Here is a 21,052-nt window from a genome sequence, read left to right as displayed (position 1 = left end):
TCTGAGATAGAAACTTAGCATCTCAAGGTGCTGAGAAATGGAATTATGCATTTAAATAAACATCCAATATTCATCAATCACTTATACTTGCGGATCCTTTATCTAGTGGGTACGAGGAAAAAACATATGGCTACTGAAAGTAGTACCAACCTGATTATCTGAGCCATCAGTTCTATTGTTTCTTGAGTTGGCACAATTACATGCGCCGTTACAATGACAGCTTTCGTATAATTCCGCATAATGTGGAGGAGGCTCGTTAGCTATAACATCATAATTATCAACTGTCAGTGTCAGGGTATAATAATGAATGCTAACCATAATCGCTAATACCTGAATATTATTGGTGGATAGTTTCTTGAGGTGGTATTTAACGCTAGGTCCGTTAAGTAAATATAATGATACAAAATGTGTTGGTTGCAAGCATGTACTGTCATCTTCACTATCATTTTCACCGCTTTGTTCTTGCACAAGAATCGTAGCAGGTATAGCTGTATTGAACAGCTCAGGTATTAACAGTTCCAATACCATGTCGGTTGTAGGGCTTAGATGCTCGATTATCCACTTTTGCGCTTCTGGAGTATTAAGGAAAAGATCAAATATATGAGTGTTGTCGTCTATGGCTTCTGTGCTTGACAATAAAAGCATCTGACGATCATTTGTCACGCTTGTATGTGTTATAGAGCGGTTATCGATCGTTACATATTCTGGCATTTGGTTGGGTGTTGCTGTTTCCAGCGCTCTCACTCTCTCTTCATTATTTGCCGTGTTTTCAAAAATCAACGGATTAGTTCTAAAGCATATAGGACAGAACATGCAATATAAGACTTCAGCAATAGTATATGCTGTTGTTGTCGTTTGACCTCTTAGTGTGTAATGAGTCTCGAAACTATGTTTGAGATTATGACGGCCACTTCCTAATAAGCCATTAAAAAAATCTGGCACAAGATTATGTAAGTTATTCTGATTAAATTCTATATTTGTGAATGAAATTACTTTGTAGTCAGCAAAATTATCCACCAAAAATAAAGCACATGTTAGAGAAGGTTCATCTTCAGTGTATCCTCTTGCATTACTATGACGGGTATGAGTGGATGATGTGGCTGTGCCGCTTAGTAATAAACTACCCTGCTGCTCCAGCTTCCAGTTAAAGTGTAAGTCTTCTGAGTTTGAATAAGATGATAGCAGGCAGAGAAAAAGTAAAATAATTGATCTGACGTCTATTTTCATTGTCAATTACCTATTCGTGGCTAATGTTAATTTTTTGATATTGGCGGTTAAGAATAGCCAAAAAAGTTCATATAACAATTTTTTGAGGTTTCTAACAACTATTTGAATGATTCATCGGAGTGCGTAGAACTGGAAATGGCACTATGTCTGTCATTAAATGCTCAATGCTCATCAGAGATGATTCTTGAGGCAGCACAATTACATGCTCCGTTACAACGATAATTTTCTGGTAATTCCGCATAATGTGGAGGAGGTTGGTTAGCTTCGACATTATAATCATCAACCGACAGTGTCAGGGTATAACCATGAGTGCTGACCAAAATCGCTAATACCTGAATATTATGGGTGGACACTTGATAAATGTGGTATTGTACTCTGACTCCGTTATCTAAATTAAATGATACAAAATGCGATGGTTGAAGGCTTTCTCTATTATTTGTGTCGTTTTGCTCTTGTACAAGAATTTCTGCAGGTAAGGCCATATCGAATAACTCAGGTATTATCAGCTCTAGTTTAAGGTTGGTCGTTGGGTTTAGATGCTCTGCTATCCACTGGTGTGTTTCAGGCGTATTTAGGAAAAGGTCAAATATATGAGTATTGCCGTCTACAGTTTCTGTGCTTGAGGTTGAAATAATTTGGTTGTCACTGCTCATGGCCTTATGAGATAAAGAGCGCTTATGGACAGTGACATGTTCTGGCAAGTGGTTTGGCATTGCTGCTTCCAGCGCTCTAATTCTGGCCAACTCATTTTCAGATCCATGTGAAATATTGCTTGAGTACATCTTGAATCCCATATAAAAAGGATTACAGAAAATACAACATAAAAGTTCAGCAATATTGCCTGCTGTCGTTGCCGTCTGACCTCTCAGAATGTATTGAGTATGCAAGCGATGTTGAATCGGCTGAATGCCATTCCCTAATAAAGTACGAAAAAGTTTTGGAACAATATAACCGGGGTTATTCTGATCAAAAACTAAATGAGTGGAAGAGGCTACGTCATAGATCGCAAAATCATGCCCTGAACAAACAGTGAAAAGTTGAGTGGATCCATCTAATTCTGATGAGTGATCATTGAACCCTGCTAAAGCGTTGCTATGACTGGTTTGGGAGGATGTTTCAGTTGTACCTCTCAGTAGTAGGTAACTGTGGTGTTCTAACTTCCACTCAAAGTGCAAAACATCTGAGTTTGAATAAGAGGATAGCAGTAAAAACAATATTAGAATATTAAACCTGTTCTCTTTTTTCATTGTCAAATACCTATCTGCCATTAACATCAACTTTTAGATATTGGCAGTTAAGAATAGCTCAAGCAGTTCATATAACTTTTTTTTGAGAGTGTTTTACACTTGGTAAACGTACATGTGCGTTTAAAAATATTTTTCTTGGATTGTTGCAATAGATCGAGATTCCGTGAAAGGCATTAAGTCTAAAGTTCTTGTCAATACTTGTGCAAATCTTTTTGTTGTGCATCATTGGCATGAATTTGACGACATCGATCCTGACACGGGATACATTGTGCGTTAAAAGTATGCTTTCGGCTCTGAGAGCGCTAGCCCGCGTTTCACTGATAGGCTGGCTTTGTTTTTTAGTGGGGTTCAGAGTATCTATGTTGCTATCTATATCTATACTAGGAGCTTTGAGAAAAAAGAGTATGCTCTATGAAAACAGTCAGAAATGTATTCTTTTCTCTCTTACTTTTATTTTGTAATATGAGTAGCATTTGCAGTCAGTCTGCTTATGCTGGTAAGGACATTAAAATTGTAGCAATTTTAGTTGTTCAGACTTTATTGCAAGTCATCTTACCTTCTATACCTGAGCAGGAACAAACAAAGCTACTAAACACTTCACCTCAATTATTCTGGTCTGTTGCGGGTGGGCAACATCTAATGCAGCCATCAACAGATACATCTGATATGGCACAGGCCAGCAATGGTAATGACCCTCTTGTGCTTCTTCAGATTGCAATGACAAGAGTTGAATCTCAGATTAATGACGGGCAGCTTGATTTAGAACATACATATCCAGATACGGATGTGGAAGAACTGCAAAAAGTATTAAATCGCATTGTCCCTTACATTCTGGAATCCGGAATATCGAAATACCCTGATCATGAGCAAGAAGGCGTTAGAAAGCTAATCCTGGAAAAAGTGCGTAATTTTATGGCTTATTTGGAGAGTAAGATTGGTATGGGCTAGATCAGTAGCATAACTCCGTTGCTATGTTGCGCCTGGTCCGCAGCTTACGATGCGAAGAATGATGACCGGGCAGGTGACTTTTGAGCCTATGAAGCAGAAAGAAAATGCCCCCGCGGAGCTATCAGCCGTGCGTCAGCTTGGTAGTGATAGTTATAGTAGCCATGAGACTGATCAAATTGTGTGCTTCAGAGTGATGGGTGAACTTTATTAAAATATGACTGTCAGAAATGCAGGAATAAATTATCTATAACGTATTGGCTCCACGTTCACTGATCATCTCATGCGCTAGCCATTAAGTCATGGATTTGACATTACAATAGAGGTCTCAATGCAAAATACTCAGTTTTATGAGCCTGATTATCAAAGCCCGATCACTTATTCCTGCAAGAATACCGGTGAAAAAAGCCCATCCAAGAGGTATTTCAAGGATATTGATGCTCTCGACACTTTGACCGAGACAAGGCCATTAGCCAAGCGCATCTGCCGCAGGCCTGATTCAGACTCTTCTGATCGTTCTCTTCTCAATCGACAACAGCTTGGGGGTAAGGGGATGTTTTTGCAGTGTATGCACCAAGCAGGCCTGGCTGTTCCGCCCTTCAGATGTGTTACAGCCAGTGTGACGAATGTTCTTGAACAACACACTTTTGATATCCATCGTTTGATCCCCTATCTTCCCGGCATAGTCGATGAACTTTGGGTTGAAACGGCCAGCCTGACGAACATCAGGGAATACCTCAATGGCTTGCTAGCTACAGAGCCATCCAAAAGGGCTAAGTGGCTGGCCGGTCTGGCGAAATTTGTTGCCAGTAATGACTTTTATGAACTGGTTAAAGATTCTGAAGCGGCCCGGCAGATCAGGGATCTGCGCTGTCAGCTGGACGAACTCTCCCCATCAGGGCCGGTGATGATCCGCAGTTCTGGCATCAATGAAGATAACTACGGCGATGCTCAGGCGGGCAAATACCTCTCTGAAGTTCAGGGAGAAGAAGATGTTTTTCGTACCTGCCTTAAAGTGATGGCTTCAGGTTACCGGCCTGAAGTTTGTTCGCAAGGCATACCGCAACCCATGGCGCTGATCATTCAGCAGTGCATTAACTGCCAATATGGCGGAGTAGTCATGAGTTTTCAGTCTTTTCAGGATGATACTATCAGGGTTGAGTATACACCCGGTCAGCCCAGAGGCGTATTGACAGGACAGTCCGGTAACACGCCTCACCGCATTGATATTTCATACAAAGCAGGCGCTGACCACTCTCAATACTATCGCGGAACGATTTCAAGTCACTTCATCCTGAACAAAAACACAGATAATAAAGGCTATTCAGAAACAAGAATTCTTGATACGGACACTCAATCAGACGACCTTAGTCAGCCACCCGGTAATGACATGCTTGCTGAACTCAGGGAGATGGTGATAAAGCTCGAAGACCTTTTGCTCTGCCCCGTGGATGTGGAATTTGCCATCGATCATCAGGGCCGCCTGTTCCTGTTGCAGGTACGCCCTGTTACCCGACTCTCCGGGGACATGGATTTTGCTATGGCCATACCCGAAGACACTCTGGCCCTTGGCGAGGCCGTCAGCGAAGGCTATTGTACCGGACCCATCTGGTTGGCCAAAAAACGACAGGCAGACTCTATGCCAGACGGAGCCATTGTTTTGGCCCGACACGTCGAAGAATGGATGCTTGAGCCTGAGTTCCTGAAGCGGGCAGGGGGTTTTGTCATTGCCGAAGGTGGCTTCAATGATCATGTAGCGATTCTCATGAGACAGGAACAAAAAAGACTGTTGCTGGGCGGTGAGCAGTTTGCGGCCCTGGCCGCTCAGGATGGTCAGCAGGCGACGCTGGCCTGCGGCCGTTTTAATGGTAAGTCCGGAGCCTTCGTAGTTGCCGGTGACCTTACCGAAAAACTGGCCAGTCACATTAGCCTGTCACCTGCTGTTTTTGATGTCCCGTTGGCAAAAGCCGTCCCGTCACGGGATGATTTAACCCCCGATGAAGGCACATTCTGTCATGTTGTCAGCGGTTTTCAATGGCTAACGGATCAAAACGCCCGCCTGTTGGCATTTTTTGCTCCCGGCGGTGGGCTGGATGGTCTGGCAAACCCTATAAAAGTAAGTATGTCGCCACAGCGATCAAAGCTGCTGGCAGAATCTTGGGACAACATAAAGCGACTGGTTCATGGAGCCGAAGCCCTGTTGGACGGCTACCGGGCCTTTTTGCTGCTGGCGGATGACAAGGATTCACCCGAGGTTCAGCCATTGCTGGATGAGCTACAGCAAATAATCAACCGGTTCGAGACGCTGAAACAGACCATTCAATCAGGGTTAAAAACGATCATCCCTTCTCTGCAATCCAGCGAAGAAGACCGGTTATCATCGGGAACTTTTCGTCAGTGGGTGGCAGCCTGCCATCAGTTGCAATCCTGTCTTCAAACACTCCATCACTCTGAGGCCAGGCAGGTTTTGAGTGTCCATGACCTGATTTTTGCCCTGCATCAGTGCTTCATAAACGCGCTGGCACCGGTTACTCTGGCTTCTGGTCAGGGCAAGGTATCTATGGAACAGGAAGTCACTTATGTTGATTGCACTCCCTTGGGTGAAAAAGCGCCTCTTTTGACGCCGTCCTGCAGAGAATCCATCGAAAAATTAGGAGTTCAAGCCACTGTCGTCAGTATGGTTGATGCCATGATTGTTAATCTGGAGTTTGGCAATCATGTGGGCATTATCGAGCTGCTTGAACACGCTGAGGGTGGAAAAGGACGAACCTTGCGGCTGAAATTCTCTGACCAGTTTTATAATCCTGATGGCAGTGATCAACCCGGCAGGCTGAAGCGTATGTGGTTTCTGGTGCAGTTACTAAAAGCGATTGAACTGGATAAAAATGCTGATGGCATGAAGCTGAGTTGCAACGCCGTGGCGGGAGAAATTATCGTTGAATGCCCTCGAATGACAACCACTCAGTCCATGCACGGTGCCTTTAAGAAACTGATCACTGTATTAGATGCTATTGATGAGATGGAGATTCACTTGAGGTACAATGAAGCCATTTTTGAAGGAGGTCAATGGAACTTTAACTTTCTTGCACAACGTCTTAATAGCGATCCTGCGGCAGAAGCTGATAGATTTGCCTTTCAACATTGTCTTTTCTCAATGTTTTATTACAGATTTTTCTGTATGACGCCCGATTGGTGCCAGTTATTAAGCAGCCACCAACAACAGTTTATTGATCATAGCCAACGGTTAGCTGAATCGAAGGACAAACTTCAGGAAATGTTAATGAGTGGCGAGATCGGTGAGGATACCCGCAGGGAAATTTTATATCACCTATTACTCGTTGGTTCCCGAAAAGCTATTCCATTGTTTGAGTATTTTGATAACCGCCTGAAAAATGAATACTTTGTTATCAAACCACCCAGCACTTACAAGCTGGAGTTTTATGTTTCACCAGGTCAGCCGCTTCCGGATAATCAGGAAAAGGTCAGGAATGTTCTGCTGAAACATGGGCTGACCTATGCCAGCCAACGGGTTCGAAACGATAAAGACCTTGTATTACTCACCATTAAAGAACATCCGGGCGACCTGGAATATGCCAGCTCAGAGCTTCGGGACCATGATGAGGTGGTAATGGCCGCTATCGCAAAGTGTCCAACAGCTCTGAATGATGCAAGCGAAAGAATCCGTGGCGATAAACACATTATCCGAATGCTGATTGCCGATAATGTTGGTCTCTTATCATATGCCAGTAAAAGTATATTGAATGATCGTGAGTATCTGCTGGACTTGATTAAACAGTATCCTCGTGCTTTTGTGTACGCTGATGATGAACTTAAAAATGATGAAGCCTTTATCAGGTCTGCAGTCCACAGAAACTCCAAAGTTCGTAAATACGTTCAGAAACCAGCATATGAGTTCTGATTCACTGTGCTGGTTGTTAAAATAGCTGTCTCGACAACGGCTGTTTTAGCGTAAACCACGGGGTTCACAGGCCTCTCACACCTCTTCTGATGAATTAACCGGACTCGATAATGCTGACATGATTGATCCGCATTGACTATCCTGCTGTATTAAGTGACAAAACAAGGGAGTGACTGTCTTTCAGCAACTGACTTATCAAGAGATATCTATGCAGCGATTATTCATCGTATTCATATTACTGACTGCGGGGCTGTCTGTGCTAACAGTGAACGCCGCCTGTCCTGACTGTAAAGAGTTTTCAAACCAAGGTGCAGAGGGCGGCATTTGCCCTAATTGTGGAGAAACAAATTCTCTCAGGTCAAATCAGGGTGTCTATGGGTTATGCGAGTTGCTGTTAGAGCTATTGAATGATGAAACAGACAACCAGACCATAACGGCAGTGAATATACTGAGCGTTGCGAGTGACTGTTTAGATGGTAGTCAAGTCACACTGACTGAGAGACTGAGCAATGAAATACAAACGTTCAGAGAACGATCTGAATTCATGCAGTGCCAGATTGACAGAAACCTTCCTGAAGGAAACCGTGAAGGGTTTGCCAGCTTGTTTAGTCCTGAAGATCTCACCATTTTTTTCGCCCTTATTGAGGCAAGTGGGATCACCGATATTGGTTTAGATCAGCTTGAGAAAACCTTCTTTATCAGAATTGGCTGGCTGTCGATCTCAGTAAAAGCCGAGCTGGCAAGTTATGACTGGAAGCAACTGAGGAATGAGAGGCGTTTTTTTGCTTACCTCTATTATATCTTGCTGCGGCAACAGCAGGCTCATCTGGAGGCGGATGATAGTCTGGTCAAACGATTGAGTGTCTACTTACTGGATTATGGGAAGGGAGATGAGAGACGTATTCACCCTCTTTTTGCTCCTGAGCACGTGAAATTTGACCCTTATATTGAGTCTTGTGTTATTCCTTCATCGGTGCTTGACATGACAAGTTCATGGCGGTGGAAGTGGCTTAGTCAAAATCTCAATCCGCAGGGTTGGGTTATGATGTTTCTGCAACCTCAGGATTGGATTTTGAGATTCCTGCAAGCAGGACGCTGGAACTTTCTGGGACGCTTTTATATATCGGATGGAACCTCGTCCTATCAATTGCCAGAACCTAACTCTGGTATCTGGATTTTGCTGACTTTGAACGACGATCAAACGGTCACTTTGTTCACTAATCATGGAATGGGCATGATAACAGTCACCGAGAACGAGCTCGGGTCGCTTTTGGAAGGAATGCAAAGCACTTTCAGCCATTCAGACAATTTAACCCCTGAACCACCTGTATTGGGTGACCAGTTTCAGTTGCCGCTTCCGGATAGTCTTTGGTATTGATTCTCCTGAACAATTTAAATAACGACCTATTTGCCAGCAGTTGCATTGTAACCCTGTTATTTAACGCAGTTGCTGGCAAAAAATATTTTTTACTGGTTTTTTATATCCTTGGAATCGATAAAACCCGGATATACAGATTTGGGGATTTTTTCACCAAAATATATCAGCTTAGAGTTGTTGTTTCTCCAAAAAGCCTCTGTTTGTTTGAGCTGAACATACAAGGGTGTAATGAGTCTTTCATTGGCTATTGCCTCTTGCAGAGTGGCATTGGCACGGGCTTCACCACTTATTTTTATGACATATGCTTCTGCTTCACCCTTTTGCCTGAGTATAAACGCTTCTGCTTCGGCGTCTTCACGTAATTGATGAACTCTAACAGCAACTCGGATTTTTTCTAATTCCATTTTATTTTTTTCCTCAGCCAGTTTTTTTTCATTCTCTATTGCAGCTACCATTTTATCTGTATCAGCCTTTTTTGATCGTTCCAATTGTTGGGTTTCGGCTTCCTTTAGTTTCCTGGCTTGAGTTTGTGAAACAGCTACGAGCTTGCTTTTCTCTTCTACAATCACTTCATAGTTTCTTTTTATGTTTTCTGGTAGAACTGGTTTAGAAACAACTACTTTGTTTACTTTTAATTTAGAATGACTTTTCCCTTGCTCTTCAATTAAGTGTTTTAACAAAAAATCATTTATAGCAGGAAACTTGTCAATATATATTTCTTGGGCCGTCATGGTCGTGCACAGTTCTGTTACTGCCTGGATTGTCGGCTCTGTTATTAAATAATGATCATATTCTTCGCCAAAATTTGAGACAATATTTAACACTTCGTCTTTATGAAGTTGATTATAAACTGCAATTCTAGGGAATATAATTGTGAGACCGTCCATAGTACCGCATGGTATATTCTCAATAATATCTATCTGAGGCCTTACATTTATCCTCATTCCTTTGGTAATAGGCCATGAGAATAAACTGTGTATTCCCGGTTCATAAACTTTGTTATAAAAACCACCTCTGAAGAAAATACCAACACTGCCTTCCGGGACTGTATATGTAAAAGGAATCCAACTGTATAACCAGTGAACTGAGATTTCATCAGAAAAGGTAGTTTCAACAACGAGCAACGAAAGTATCAAAGCTGCTATTTTTTTCATAACCCAACTCTCTGGATAGTTCGAATTTTGCAGCTACAGGTATAGCACAGTTAGTATGAGAAGCAGTAAAAATGTACACCAGATTAAGCAATCTTCTGCTCGTTCGTAGTTCTCAGGGCTTAAATAACCCTGACAGCTATGCCGACGAGTTCGATTATACTCAATTTCAATGTATTCAAATACTGCTTCACATCAACATCGCAGAGAGTGCCCAAAGAAACGGTAAAAAGTAGTAGTCCTACGGCATATGTCGATTATGTCTCCAGCGAGCTAGCTTGTAGGTTTTTCGACAGCCTTTGGCGCAGGAACGGTACGAAAAAGCTTCAGGCTCATTCCATATTGGAGAAGACTGCTTTTTGAATTACCGTTCTCTGGCATTTATGACTACACGTCTTAGGCCATTGTTGAAGGCTATAGCTATGGCTGTAGCCGCAACAAACACCAACCCATTTACAATAAATGTCACTACAACTGCAGATGCTTCCGACTCTTTAGTAGGTATAGTCGGACAGCTTTCACATTGGCACGGAGAAGTTTTTCCAAAGAACTTTTCATTCGTGTCATCAAAAGAACTGAAGTTTACAAAATTATAGAGTCTGGTTTTCGGAGGGTGGCTCACTAAGCGAGGATCAGAGATGTTCTGAACATACATTTCAATTTCTGATATATTGCCGATAGGCAGGTCAAGTCGATTACGCACTTCATCTATGACATTAACAAAAAGAACATTGGGTAATACTATTCCATCAACCAGGCAGCCTCCAAATGAACTGGCCGCATGTCTTCCTGTTTTGGAGCAAATGGGGCACTGACAATGGAGTGAGTTGTCTGAAAAGCTAACGAACTCGCCTTTAGTCTTAAAAGAGCGCACGGACTTGTTGGCTGATAAAGCAATCTCTCTCACCGTATTGGCACTGGTCAACATGGGAAAGCCTTTTTTAGGATCATAAATCAATACGCCCTGTTGGTACATATCCCTTATCAGCCTCTCAGTATTGATAATGGCAAAAACACGGCAGCCTGTGAAGTTGTATGAGGGTTGTTCTATATAGTCAGTAAAAGTGTTTTCAATTGACTTTGTGTAGAGCGGTGAAAATATTGCAACAAATAATGCCCCGACAGGGCTGAATCGAGTAAAAGTCGGATAGTATCTTCGAATCATTAACCAGGTTCTCCTGACCCAATGTGGAATTTCTTCTTTTAGTTCATCAAGTTCATCCAGGTGTTTGACTATTTTTCCTATCTGTTCATGAATAGCTCTGGCTCTATCAGAGTTCATCTGAACTGCCGAAGTTGTAAAGTAGATAGGAGTGCCATCAGGTTTTGCACTAAAGACAGTGGATTGCTTGAAAGTTTCTATGGCATTTTTTATTGCTATAGGGGGAGCCTGTTCGGGTAGCTCGTTTTCACTAACAGCAATATGACTTTTATTGAGACTAATGGCGCCCAAAACAGTAAGCGACGAGGAAACTGATGTTGCAGCAAGTGTATTGGTTATAACAATTTCGGTATAGCCTGAATAAACTTCAGGGTCATCCGAGCTTGGCTGTTCGCCCGCTGGGTTGATTGGAACAGCCGTCATTGGAACGGGTAAAGCCTGGCTCATAGCATGTGAAACCGTAAATGTTTTGTTCTTTTTTTTTGAGATACACAGGAAATACTGGTATGGACCGTCCCTCATCAGTTTGGTACCACCATCATCACAGAACTCCTCTATGCTTTGTGAGTATTCAAACTCCCAGGCAGAGAAGGCTGTCGGCGCAAAAAAAAAGACACCAGGGCACAGAGAAGTATTTTTCTACCTTTTATTCTCCAGGATTCAGGTAAATGAAAAATTGAAGTCATGATTAAAATAACCTGCTGAAGCGCCACTTAGGTATAAATGTGAACAATAGACGTCATTGGTGAGTATTTCTAATCATTGCTGACCAGCATAACTCAGATCCGGAGGCAGATACTGAGCCGCCGGTTAGCTGTCCAGGGTCTAGGAGGCTGACCGAGAATAGCGCCCGTAGCGAGGACGGCAGAAAATTGAGGATGAAAATTCGGTTTTGTGAGGAGAATAGCGAGCTATTTGACGAACAAAAGCGGATTTTTCAGACCAATTTGCTGCCGCCGCAGTAGGGCAGTCTATTCTCGGTCAGCCTCCTAGCAGCCTGTCGGACTTAAGGCTGTCCTACTGCGGTTGCAATAAATTGGTCTAAAAATTCCTGCTTCTTCGTCAAATAGCTCGCTATTCTCCTCAGAAGCAGAAATTTTTATCCTCAATTTCTTGCAATCCTCGCTACGGACGCTTAAGTCCGACAGGCTGCTAGTATCCGAAAGATGGCTTGTTTGGAGACTCCATGTCTTTTTTGCGTCGAACTCTCGTTATGAGAGAGTGTTCCCTTGTGGTTCAAAAAAAATGGCCGCAGCCAAAAGCTCTGAATGATAACTTAAGGCGCGGCCTAATTGGCAGGAGTCTCAAACGCTTAATGCGATATGTTTATGGAAAAGGGGGCAGGATATACCTGCCGATGGATGATCAGCTGGGAAGGAACTCCTTGCCCCAGCCAGTACCTGCAATTCGACGCTCAATCATTGACTCAATAGACTCACTGTCATAGCCCATTTCAGCTAACACTTCCCTGGTTGATTGACCAAACCTTTCAGCAGGCGTGGCGGCTACGATAGCTGAATCTGTGGGTCGAATGGAATAATGATCGATCTGTGTGATCTGATGACCGCTGGGATGCTCTGGATAGATAGAAAAGGCAAAGCTACCCAAGTCGGTTCCTGCTTTACCATCGGCAACACGTCCATATTGCTCTCTGAGATGTTCAATAGCCTGTGGAATGGCCGAAGCCACATCTACCCTGTCCAGCGAGGACTTCCAGTCAACGGCCGGGGCTGTTTTAAAGGCTTCTGTCAGATAATCTGAGAGATTGTCAGCCGTTACTACACCTTCGAGACCCTCTACCTGACCCAGTCTGCCCAGCTCAGTGTCATTACTGTCCAGATAAATCCATCCTTCCTGTGTTTCATAGAAGTGAGACAGGGCGTTATAGCCCAGAGCCTGTCGACCTGAAGGCTCGTTGAACGGAGCTCTTCCCTGATAGTCAAAGGCAAAGGGAATTTGTGCCAGGTTGGTGACTGCAGACAATGATGTTCTTGCCCGGGTAGGCTGACCAGTTTTCTCGCGGTGATAGAGAGCGACAGCCATAGCCAGTCCACCTGAGAAACCGCAGTTTACGTCCAGTGTGCCGAGGTGGGCGTGTTCTTCCGGAGTCTGAGGACCACCGAAGCGACTCATAATGCCGCTGTTGGCCTGAATGATGTCGTCATAACCAATGTAATTGGTTTTTGGACCGGGCAAAGGACCGCCTAAACAATCCAGACGACAGAAAAGAACGCCCGGGTTAATGGCTTGCAAAGATTCGTGGTCCAGACCCAGAGGCTTCATCTGGCGTTCAGGAGCATTGATAACCACCATATCCACTGACTTGACCAGTTTGTTGAATACCTCGCGTCCTTCTTCAGACAGGATGTTGACCAGAGCGCTACGTTTACCAACGCCGGTCTGGAAGGTAAAAAGAGTACCAATGAGAGGATCATAAAGAGGGGTGACCGGGTCCAGCTTAATCACTTCGGCACCAAAGCGTGCCATAAAGGCTGTAGAGTGTGGTCCGGCAATAACATTGGTCAAATCAAGAATTCGAAGTCCGTCCAGCCAGTGAGCGGGGGCTTTCTGCTTTCTGCGAGCGGCAAACCGACTCTGGTCATCTTCATTCGTGACTGTATTCAGTTCAAAGAGGGCTTCTTCGTAGCTGACATGCTTGCGCGGATTGGGAGTAACCATTTGCTCAGCAAACTCTTCAAGCCATGCAATGGGGCCAGGTTGTTTCATCAGACCATAGACGGGGTCATTCACCTCAACGATCAGGCCTGACTGGTTGGTGTGCTCATCATTCACCCACTCCCGGGTTGTTCTGTGAGGAGCGCCCGGAATCTGTCCTTTACCGAAAATCTCTCCCCACTCTTGCGAGGTTCTGGTCAGGAAGACTTTCTTCATTTTTGCTGAGATGATGTCAGCCCATTTCTTCGGTAATGGATAGACGCCTATGGACGTTTCACCGTCCCACTCCCTAATGGGCAGGTGCAGGTCTTCAACATCCGGAAGTCCCTCAGCCAGTAATTCTTCATAAATACCCAGAGCCTCCAGGCAACGGCGAGCATGATTACGGTGAGATGGGCATACGCAATAGAACATACGGCCATCGGCGCATTTGTAGGTTCGGTAGAAGGGGTCCAAATACTCCTGAAGCTCTTTGTAACCAAGATCCATGGAAATGTTGTTGCTCCTGCGATGCTCAATTTCATGCTCACGCATTGTTTTGTAGCGCTCTGGCAGTCCCTCGACCACGTAAGAGTTATAGGATAGGCCTTCCATCATGGCGGCAATGATAGGGACTTCAATGTGATCGCCTCTGCCGGTTTTTTCTCGGGCGTTAAGTGCCAGAACCACTGAACTGGCAGCCAGCGATGTGGCATAGGAAGATGCCAGAGGAAGAGGAGAAAAGCTCGGGTTCAAACCCATCAGGATGCGGTTGAATCCCATATCTGTGAAGGCACCAGCAGTAGCTGCAACAACTGCTTCAGTGGCTTTCCATTCTCTTCTCAAATGGTCATTACTGGCAAAGCCGGGAATGGACAGTGAAATCAGATCCGGGCGCGACTCTCTCAATTGCTGAAAATCAATGCCCAGACGTTTCATAACGTCGGGTCTGAAGCTCTCAATGATGATATCGGCTTTTTCAATCAATGACAGTGCCCGAAGCAAGCCAGACTCAGTTTTCAGGTCAAGCCTCAGGCAGAGTTTGTTCCTGTTTAGAACAGCATTGGCGGGATGGTCCCATTGAGGACCTTCTGGTGGATCAACATGGACGACGGTTGCACCCAGATCGGCCAGCACCATGGCAACAGCCGGACCGGCAATTTGCTGGCCAAAATCAACAACCCTGACACCATTCAATGGCAATTTATTCTTATTGTGCATCTGGTAATCCTGTCAAAAAGAGGCGGCGTTTTATTAAAATACGGTGCGCTCATTGCACGCGTTTATGCCTGAAAAATGGTATGAATGGATGGCACGATCGACCAGCAAAAAAAAACACCCCTGAGACCTTATTTTTTTTATTGCTGAAAAAAGTGCTTGCCATTCTTACCGTAACTTAAACGAGAGTTGATTCAAAATAAACTGGCTGATGTCGAGCTTTAATGGGCATTTCCGAATTGAAAGGTGAACTCCTTCTCCGTCTAGCTATAAAAATAATGTGGTCTCAGGTATCTATTTTATTGTTTCTCATTCTTTTTCCAGCCACTGATAATGGTGGCGCGCTCCGATATGCAAGTCACATTTGATGATGTTCCTGAGGGTAAATGCCTCAAATAGAAGGTTGAAAATGAGTAATAAAAATAAAAATATATTAATTCTCATAGATCGAAGCTGTGAAAGCCTCTGGGAGCACTCGCTCCCCAACGCTATGAATCTGGTCAGTAGTCACCATGCAAAGTGTTCGGTCATGGTTGTTCGTGAACCCAAAAAGAGCAAAGCATAATGAATAATAATAATACGACGTCGTATGCTGGCTTACTCGCGGGAGCCAATCCAGTGATGGCCGTTGGTTCCGCATTGTTGGTTCTGGCATTTATTGTTTTTACCGTTGCTGATCCTGAATACGCCGATGGCATTTATTCAGCGGCAAAAAACTTTATTGCTTCGGATCTGGGCTGGTATTACATAGGGATAATGTCTTTTTTCTTGTTTTTTTCTATCTGGCTGGTGTTCAGCCGCTATGGAGATATTCGTCTGGGCAGTGATGATGACAGACCGGAATTCAGTAATTTTACCTGGTTTTCCATGTTGTTTGGTGCTGGCATCGGTATTGGCATTCTATTCTGGAGTATTGCCGAGCCGATTTACCACTTTCAAAGCAACCCGTTTATCAGCGAAGACGAGGCTATGACGGTAGAAGCGGCTCAGGTTGCCATGAGAATCTCAATTTTTCACTGGGGTTTGCATGGTTGGGGATTGTTTTCTGTGACTGGTCTGATTCTGGCCTACTTTGCCTATCGTAAAGGGCTTCCCATCACTATCCGCTCAAGTCTCTACCCCATCTTTGGCGACAGGATTTATGGGCCTATAGGTCATGCAGCTGACCTGCTGGCAGTATTCGGAACCGTTTTCGGCATAGCTACTTCACTGGGACTGGGTGCACAACAGATGAACGCCGGGTTGGGCTATCTTCTGGGCATAGAAGTGTCCACCACTCATCAGGTCATCCTGATTGCAGTTATCTCGGTAGTGGCAACTCTTTCAGTATTGACCGGGTTGAACAAAGGCATTCGTATCCTGAGTGTTTTCAATATGCATCTGACCATAGTCATTTTGGGGCTGTTCGTTATCTTTGGTCCGACTGCCTATCTGCTGGGGGCATTCTTTACCAATACCGGTGACTATCTGTTGAATGCCGTTTCCCTGGGGTTGTGGGTTGATCCAGAGCCAGATGCCCAATGGCAGGGGTGGTGGACCATCTTCTATTGGGGCTGGTGGATTGCATGGGGGCCTTTTGTCAGCATGTTCATTGCCCGTATCTCCAAGGGCCGGACCATTCGTGAATTTATTCTTGGTGTTCTTGTGGCACCTACGACACTGGCAGCTTTCTGGATCACTATATTTGGCAACAGCGCCTTCTATCTGGAGCTTTACGGTGACGGCGGTGTTACAGAGGCTGTGAACAAAGATATCACTACTGCTCTGTTTACCACTCTGAAACTGCTAATTGAGAGTGAGCTGATGTCCGTGCTGATGGCGAGCATCTGCACCATCATGCTGGTGACTTATTTTGTGACCTCCGGGGACTCGGCGACTCTGGTGATTTGTACCCTGGTGTCTATGGGGAGTGACAATCCGCCTGCCCGGTTCAGAGTGTTCTGGGGACTGGTGATTGGTGCCTCGGCAGCCGTTCTACTGTACGCCGGTGGTCTTAAGGCTTTGCAAACAGCCTCTATCGTTGCGGCACTGCCATTCTCGATCATTCTGCTTCTTGCCACCTATGGTCTTATCAAAGCCCTGCGCGAGGAGGCTTTACCAGGTGGGGAGGATTACGGGGTCTCAATGGCAAGAGATGGACGTTCCTGATAGATATGGACTGTGAGCAAGATTTGCACGTCATTTCAGTCGATTACAAGAGGTTTGTTATGTCTACACGAGTGATTTTGCCCCGCATCATGCAGGTGGGGGCGGGGGCCAGCCAGGCTCTTCCTGATGTACTGGCCAGTTTGAGTTGTACAAGGCCTCTCATTATTACTGATGCCATGATGGTTCAGCTGGGTTATGTCCAGACACTGCAGGACTGTCTGACAAAAAACGACATTGAGTCCAGTGTTTTTGCAGATACCGTACCGGAACCCACCGTCGGTTCCATACGGGCGGGTGTTGAAATGGCCAGGCAGGAAAACTACGACTGTATTGTCGCTCTGGGTGGAGGTAGTCCTATCGACAGCGCCAAGGCAATAGCTGTACTGTCATGCCATGGCGGTGAAATGCGGGATTATAAGTTCCCAAGGATCATGGATCAGCCCGGACTGCCGGTGATTGCCATACCCACCACTGCCGGTACGGGCTCTGAGGCCACTCGAGTCACCATTATCACGGATGAAACCTGCGACGAAAAAATGCTCTGTGTCGGGGCTGCTTATATGCCGACAGCGGCACTGGTGGACTATAACCTGTCATTGAGTGTGCCTGCCCGAACGACAGCAGACACAGGTATTGATGCACTGACCCACGCCATGGAGGCCTACGTCAGTAAAAAAGCCAGTTTATACAGTGACAGTCAGGCTCTGGAAGCCATGCGCCTGATTGCACCGAACCTTCGAACTGCTTATCACAATGGCAAGGATGAAAAAGCCCGCGAAGCCATGATGCTGGGCTCAACTCTGGCGGGTGTCGCCTTTTCCAATGCTTCGGTGGCTCTGGTGCATGGTATGAGCAGACCTATTGGCGCTTTTTTCCATGTTCCCCACGGCTTGTCCAATGCCATGCTATTGCCGGCTGTGACTAAGTATTCAATTCCCGCTGCGCCTGATCGCTATGCTGACTGTGCGCGGGCTATGGGCGTCGCTGAACAGGGAGACACTGATGACGTAGCAAACCAGAAGCTGCTGATCGAGCTTAAAGCTCTGAATGACGAGCTTTCAGTTCCCGGTCCACAGGAATTTGGCATTGATAAAGATGCATTTTTTGATGTGCTGGACATCATGGCATTACAGGCTCTGGCATCCGGTTCACCGGCTAATAATCCCAGGGTGCCTGACGCAGAAGAGATTAAAACGATTTACCAGCAGCTCTGGGACTAAGCCAAAACCAAACAAGACAGTCGCGAGCCAAGAAAACCATTTCTGATAATAACAAGAGAGTGAAAAAATGAACACGATTGGCCACTTGATCAATGGTAGTGAAGTCAATGATGATATACGTCATCAGGCGGTTTATAACCCGGCAACCGGACAGGCTGAAAAGCAGGTTGCTCTGGCTTCCAAAGCTAGAGTAGAAGAGGCGGTTGCCGCCGCAGAAGCAGCTTTCCCTGCCTGGAGAAACACGCCTCCGATAAAGCGTGCCCGCATCATGTTCCGGTTCAAGGAACTCCTCGAGCAGAATGCCGAACGTATCTGTGAATTGATCGGTCAGGAGCATGGCAAGATCTCCCACGATGCCATGGGGGAGCTGCAACGCGGTATTGAAAATGTTGAATATGCTTGCGGTGCGCCAGAGCTGTTAAAGGGAGAGCACAGTCGCAATGCCGGACCTGGCATTGATTCCTGGAGTGAGTTTCAGCCTCTGGGGGTTGTTGCCGGGATCACTCCCTTCAACTTTCCGGTCATGGTGCCACTTTGGATGTACCCGATGGCCATTGTCTGCGGCAATACCTTTGTTTTGAAGCCTTCCGAGCGGGTACCAGGTTCAACCCTGTTCGTGGCTCAACTGCTGCAAGAAGCCGGTCTGCCTGCAGGTGTCATGAATGTTGTCAATGGTGACAAGGAAGCTGTGGATACACTGCTACATGATGAAAGAGTCGAGGCTATCAGCTTTGTTGGATCTACCCCCGTCGCTGAGACTATCTACACGACAGCGACAGCTAATGGCAAAAGATGCCAGGCATTGGGTGGTGCCAAGAACCATGCGATCGTAATGCCGGATGCCGATATGGACAATGCTGTTAATCAGCTGCTGGGAGCAGCTTTTGGTTCCTCCGGCGAGCGCTGCATGGCATTGTCTGTAGCCGTTGCTGTGGGTGATGAAGCGGCCGACCAGTTGGTAGGCAAGCTGACAGAAGCCATGCAGTCCCTGAAAGTGGGTGCATACAACGACAGCTCAAATGATTTTGGACCGGTCATTACCCGACAGCATCAGGAAAAAGTAGTCGGTTTCATTGACAGTGCCGAAGAGCAGGGAGCCGAGATCGTGGTTGATGGTCGCCAGCCCGATGTCTGCGGCTATCAGGAAGGTTACTTTGTCGGTGGTACACTTATTGACAGGGTAACGCCAGAAATGACCAGCTATCAGAACGAAATCTTTGGCCCCGTCCTGCAGGTTGTCCGAGTCAACAGTATGCAGGAAGCCATGGATCTGATTGATCGTCATGAATACGGTAATGGTACCTGCATCTTTACCCGGGATGGGGAGGCTGCTCGTTATTTCTCCGATCACATCAGGGTAGGAATGGTGGGTATCAATGTGCCTTTGCCAGTGCCAGTGGCCTATCATAGCTTTGGTGGCTGGAAGCGCTCACTGTTTGGTGATCTCCATGCTTATGGTCCGGATGCGGTGCGTTTTTATACACGTCGCAAGACCATTACCCAGCGCTGGCCTTCAGCGGGTGTCCGGGAAAGTGTACAGTTTTCGATGCCCACCATGAAGTAAGCAGAGTTGAGGTAATAGCCCCGGAATCAGTTTGATTACAGGTTTGTTACAAAAAATGAACTGTCTTTCGGATGTTTGGGAATAATACTGCAGGCTCTCGCCCTGCAGTGATTATTACAGTGAAGAAGCGACTACCCCCACTGAACTGGCTGCGCTCCTTTGAGGCGTCTGCCCGACTGCTCAGCTTTACCCATGCAGCCAATGAATTGAATCTTACCCAGGCTGCGGTCAGCCAGCAGGTCAAAGGTCTTGAGTCTCAGCTTGGAGTAGCCCTGTTCAAGAGGCTTCCCCGCGGGCTGGAATTGACGGAAGCCGGTATGGCTTATCTTCCCGCTGTTCATGAAGCAGTCAGCTCGCTGGCCGTGGCTACGGAAGAGCTGTTTGGTCAGGGCAGGGACAGATTGCTGACTGTCAGGGTGAATCTGGTCTTTTTTACGACCTGGCTGGCTCCTAGAATGGGCCGTTTCAGAGAAGAGTTTCCTGAGATCGGCATACGTTTTACCAGTAATATCTGGGCGGAGGACAAGGACAGGGAAGCAGACCTTGAAATACGTTATGGACGGGGCGACTGGCCGGGTCTTAAGTCTGATTGTTTAACAGAGGACGAGCTCTTTCCTGTTTGCAGTCCGGTCTTGGCCAGAGGGCTGCCACTGCCCGATTGTCCGGAACAGCTATCAGGTCATACCCTGTTGCATGTCATTGGTTATGAAGAAGGCTGGGGGTACTGGTTCAAGCAGCTGGGTTGTGAATTCCACGAAAACTCTTCAGGCATGCAGTTTGATACCCTGATTACAGCACTGGAAATGGCGAAGTATGGTCAGGGTTTTGCACTGGGCCGGACGTCACTTGTCGCAGGAATGTTGGCCAGTGGTGAGTTGGTGGCGCCATTGCCACAGAGAGTCAGGACTTCTGAGGGATTCTATCTCACTGCGCCTGCCCGCCAGTACATGCATCCCAAGGCAGAAGTGTTCAGAAGCTGGCTTCTGGAAAATAGTCGTAGCAGCAAAGTGTCGTCATCAAAGAGCCAGTTAAATGAAGATACGAAGGTGGTTGATAGTGTAGACTGATTGACCCTGTCTCCCAGTGCTTACAGCGCAAGCGTACCTTGGCTATTTCCTTAAAGCAGGCCCAAGCCCCGAGTCATGCTTTGCGGTTTTACTGTGAGCTCTACAATGTAGCCATCCAGGAGCTTTGGAAGCTCAAGCTGGTTGGGAAGGC

General features: G+C 45.9%; 13 protein-coding genes and 1 pseudogene. 8 read left to right on the top strand and 6 right to left on the bottom strand.

What is annotated here, in order from left to right; translation table 11 throughout:
- Positions 1-102 precede the first annotated feature (102 nt).
- The gene (locus tag KBW69_RS01955; protein ID WP_257279738.1) at positions 103-1,227 is read right to left on the bottom strand and encodes a hypothetical protein; all 1,125 of its coding nucleotides are present in this window, start codon (positions 1,225-1,227) and stop codon (positions 103-105) included.
- A 161-nt stretch (positions 1,228-1,388) separates the two neighbouring features.
- A complete protein-coding gene (locus KBW69_RS01950) occupies positions 1,389-2,495 on the bottom strand; it encodes a hypothetical protein (protein ID WP_257279737.1) in 1,107 nt (368 codons plus the stop codon).
- Positions 2,496-2,885: 390 nt separating this feature from the next.
- Between KBW69_RS01950 and KBW69_RS01945 the strand changes: the two genes are divergently transcribed.
- The 3 genes from KBW69_RS01945 (at position 2,886) to KBW69_RS01935 (ending at position 8,716) form a co-directional block, all read left to right on the top strand.
- Positions 2,886-3,422, top strand: a complete 537-nt coding sequence (locus KBW69_RS01945; RefSeq protein ID WP_257279736.1) for a hypothetical protein — start codon at positions 2,886-2,888, stop codon at positions 3,420-3,422.
- Between the two features lie 328 nt (positions 3,423-3,750).
- Positions 3,751-7,338 (top strand): PEP/pyruvate-binding domain-containing protein, encoded by a 3,588-nt coding sequence (locus KBW69_RS01940; protein WP_257279735.1) that lies wholly within the window; start codon positions 3,751-3,753, stop codon positions 7,336-7,338.
- Positions 7,339-7,546: 208 nt separating this feature from the next.
- The gene (locus KBW69_RS01935) at positions 7,547-8,716 is read left to right on the top strand and encodes a hypothetical protein (RefSeq protein WP_257279734.1); all 1,170 of its coding nucleotides are present in this window, start codon (positions 7,547-7,549) and stop codon (positions 8,714-8,716) included.
- 89 nt (positions 8,717-8,805) lie between these two features.
- On the opposite strand, the gene KBW69_RS01930 is transcribed toward KBW69_RS01935, so the two are convergent.
- From KBW69_RS01930 to KBW69_RS01915, 4 genes and pseudogenes are all read right to left on the bottom strand, one after another.
- Positions 8,806-9,870 (bottom strand): SPFH domain-containing protein, encoded by a 1,065-nt coding sequence (locus KBW69_RS01930; protein ID WP_257279733.1) that lies wholly within the window; start codon positions 9,868-9,870, stop codon positions 8,806-8,808.
- A 33-nt stretch (positions 9,871-9,903) separates the two neighbouring features.
- Positions 9,904-10,059: pseudogene (locus KBW69_RS01925) on the bottom strand (IS3 family transposase); the annotation flags it as partial.
- A gap of 172 nt (positions 10,060-10,231) precedes the next feature.
- Positions 10,232-11,476, bottom strand: a complete 1,245-nt coding sequence (locus KBW69_RS01920; RefSeq protein WP_257279732.1) for a hypothetical protein — start codon at positions 11,474-11,476, stop codon at positions 10,232-10,234.
- 918 nt (positions 11,477-12,394) lie between these two features.
- Positions 12,395-14,905 (bottom strand): CoA transferase, encoded by a 2,511-nt coding sequence (locus KBW69_RS01915; protein ID WP_257279731.1) that lies wholly within the window; start codon positions 14,903-14,905, stop codon positions 12,395-12,397.
- A 406-nt stretch (positions 14,906-15,311) separates the two neighbouring features.
- On the opposite strand from KBW69_RS01915, the gene KBW69_RS01910 reads away from it, so the two are divergent.
- The 5 genes from KBW69_RS01910 to gcvA all read left to right on the top strand — a co-directional run bounded on the left by KBW69_RS01910 (position 15,312) and on the right by gcvA (position 20,901).
- The gene (locus KBW69_RS01910) at positions 15,312-15,467 is read left to right on the top strand and encodes a hypothetical protein (protein WP_257279730.1); all 156 of its coding nucleotides are present in this window, start codon (positions 15,312-15,314) and stop codon (positions 15,465-15,467) included.
- A complete protein-coding gene (locus KBW69_RS01905; RefSeq protein WP_257279729.1) occupies positions 15,467-17,050 on the top strand; it encodes a BCCT family transporter in 1,584 nt (527 codons plus the stop codon). Before KBW69_RS01910 ends, KBW69_RS01905 begins: the two co-directional genes overlap by 1 nt.
- A gap of 59 nt (positions 17,051-17,109) precedes the next feature.
- Positions 17,110-18,270 (top strand): iron-containing alcohol dehydrogenase, encoded by a 1,161-nt coding sequence (locus KBW69_RS01900; RefSeq protein WP_257279728.1) that lies wholly within the window; start codon positions 17,110-17,112, stop codon positions 18,268-18,270.
- A 67-nt stretch (positions 18,271-18,337) separates the two neighbouring features.
- On the top strand, positions 18,338-19,834 hold the full coding sequence (locus KBW69_RS01895) for a CoA-acylating methylmalonate-semialdehyde dehydrogenase (RefSeq protein ID WP_257279727.1): 1,497 nt from the start codon (positions 18,338-18,340) through the stop codon (positions 19,832-19,834).
- A gap of 107 nt (positions 19,835-19,941) precedes the next feature.
- On the top strand, positions 19,942-20,901 hold the full coding sequence (gene gcvA / locus KBW69_RS01890) for a transcriptional regulator GcvA (protein ID WP_257279726.1): 960 nt from the start codon (positions 19,942-19,944) through the stop codon (positions 20,899-20,901).
- Positions 20,902-21,052: the final 151 nt, after the last annotated feature.

The organism is Endozoicomonas sp. ISHI1 (genome assembly GCF_024606225.1).
Classification (GTDB): Bacteria; Pseudomonadota; Gammaproteobacteria; order Pseudomonadales; family Endozoicomonadaceae; genus Endozoicomonas_A.
This window is presented reverse-complemented; position numbering and strand designations above follow the sequence as displayed.

What these genes read in the sequence shown, in the direction of transcription:
- KBW69_RS01920 (WP_257279732.1), bottom strand. Translation starts at nt 11,476, where the DNA reads ATGAGCCAGGCTTTACCCGTTCCAATGACGGCTGTTCCAATCAACCCA.
- KBW69_RS01945 (WP_257279736.1), top strand. Translation starts at nt 2,886, where the DNA reads ATGAAAACAGTCAGAAATGTATTCTTTTCTCTCTTACTTTTATTTTGT.
- KBW69_RS01895 (WP_257279727.1), top strand. Translation starts at nt 18,338, where the DNA reads ATGAACACGATTGGCCACTTGATCAATGGTAGTGAAGTCAATGATGAT.
- KBW69_RS01905 (WP_257279729.1), top strand. Translation starts at nt 15,467, where the DNA reads ATGAATAATAATAATACGACGTCGTATGCTGGCTTACTCGCGGGAGCC.
- KBW69_RS01950 (WP_257279737.1), bottom strand. Translation starts at nt 2,495, where the DNA reads ATGGCAGATAGGTATTTGACAATGAAAAAAGAGAACAGGTTTAATATT.
- KBW69_RS01940 (WP_257279735.1), top strand. Translation starts at nt 3,751, where the DNA reads ATGCAAAATACTCAGTTTTATGAGCCTGATTATCAAAGCCCGATCACT.
- KBW69_RS01930 (WP_257279733.1), bottom strand. Translation starts at nt 9,870, where the DNA reads ATGAAAAAAATAGCAGCTTTGATACTTTCGTTGCTCGTTGTTGAAACT.
- KBW69_RS01935 (WP_257279734.1), top strand. Translation starts at nt 7,547, where the DNA reads ATGCAGCGATTATTCATCGTATTCATATTACTGACTGCGGGGCTGTCT.
- KBW69_RS01910 (WP_257279730.1), top strand. Translation starts at nt 15,312, where the DNA reads ATGAGTAATAAAAATAAAAATATATTAATTCTCATAGATCGAAGCTGT.
- KBW69_RS01955 (WP_257279738.1), bottom strand. Translation starts at nt 1,227, where the DNA reads ATGAAAATAGACGTCAGATCAATTATTTTACTTTTTCTCTGCCTGCTA.
- KBW69_RS01900 (WP_257279728.1), top strand. Translation starts at nt 17,110, where the DNA reads ATGTCTACACGAGTGATTTTGCCCCGCATCATGCAGGTGGGGGCGGGG.
- KBW69_RS01915 (WP_257279731.1), bottom strand. Translation starts at nt 14,905, where the DNA reads ATGCACAATAAGAATAAATTGCCATTGAATGGTGTCAGGGTTGTTGAT.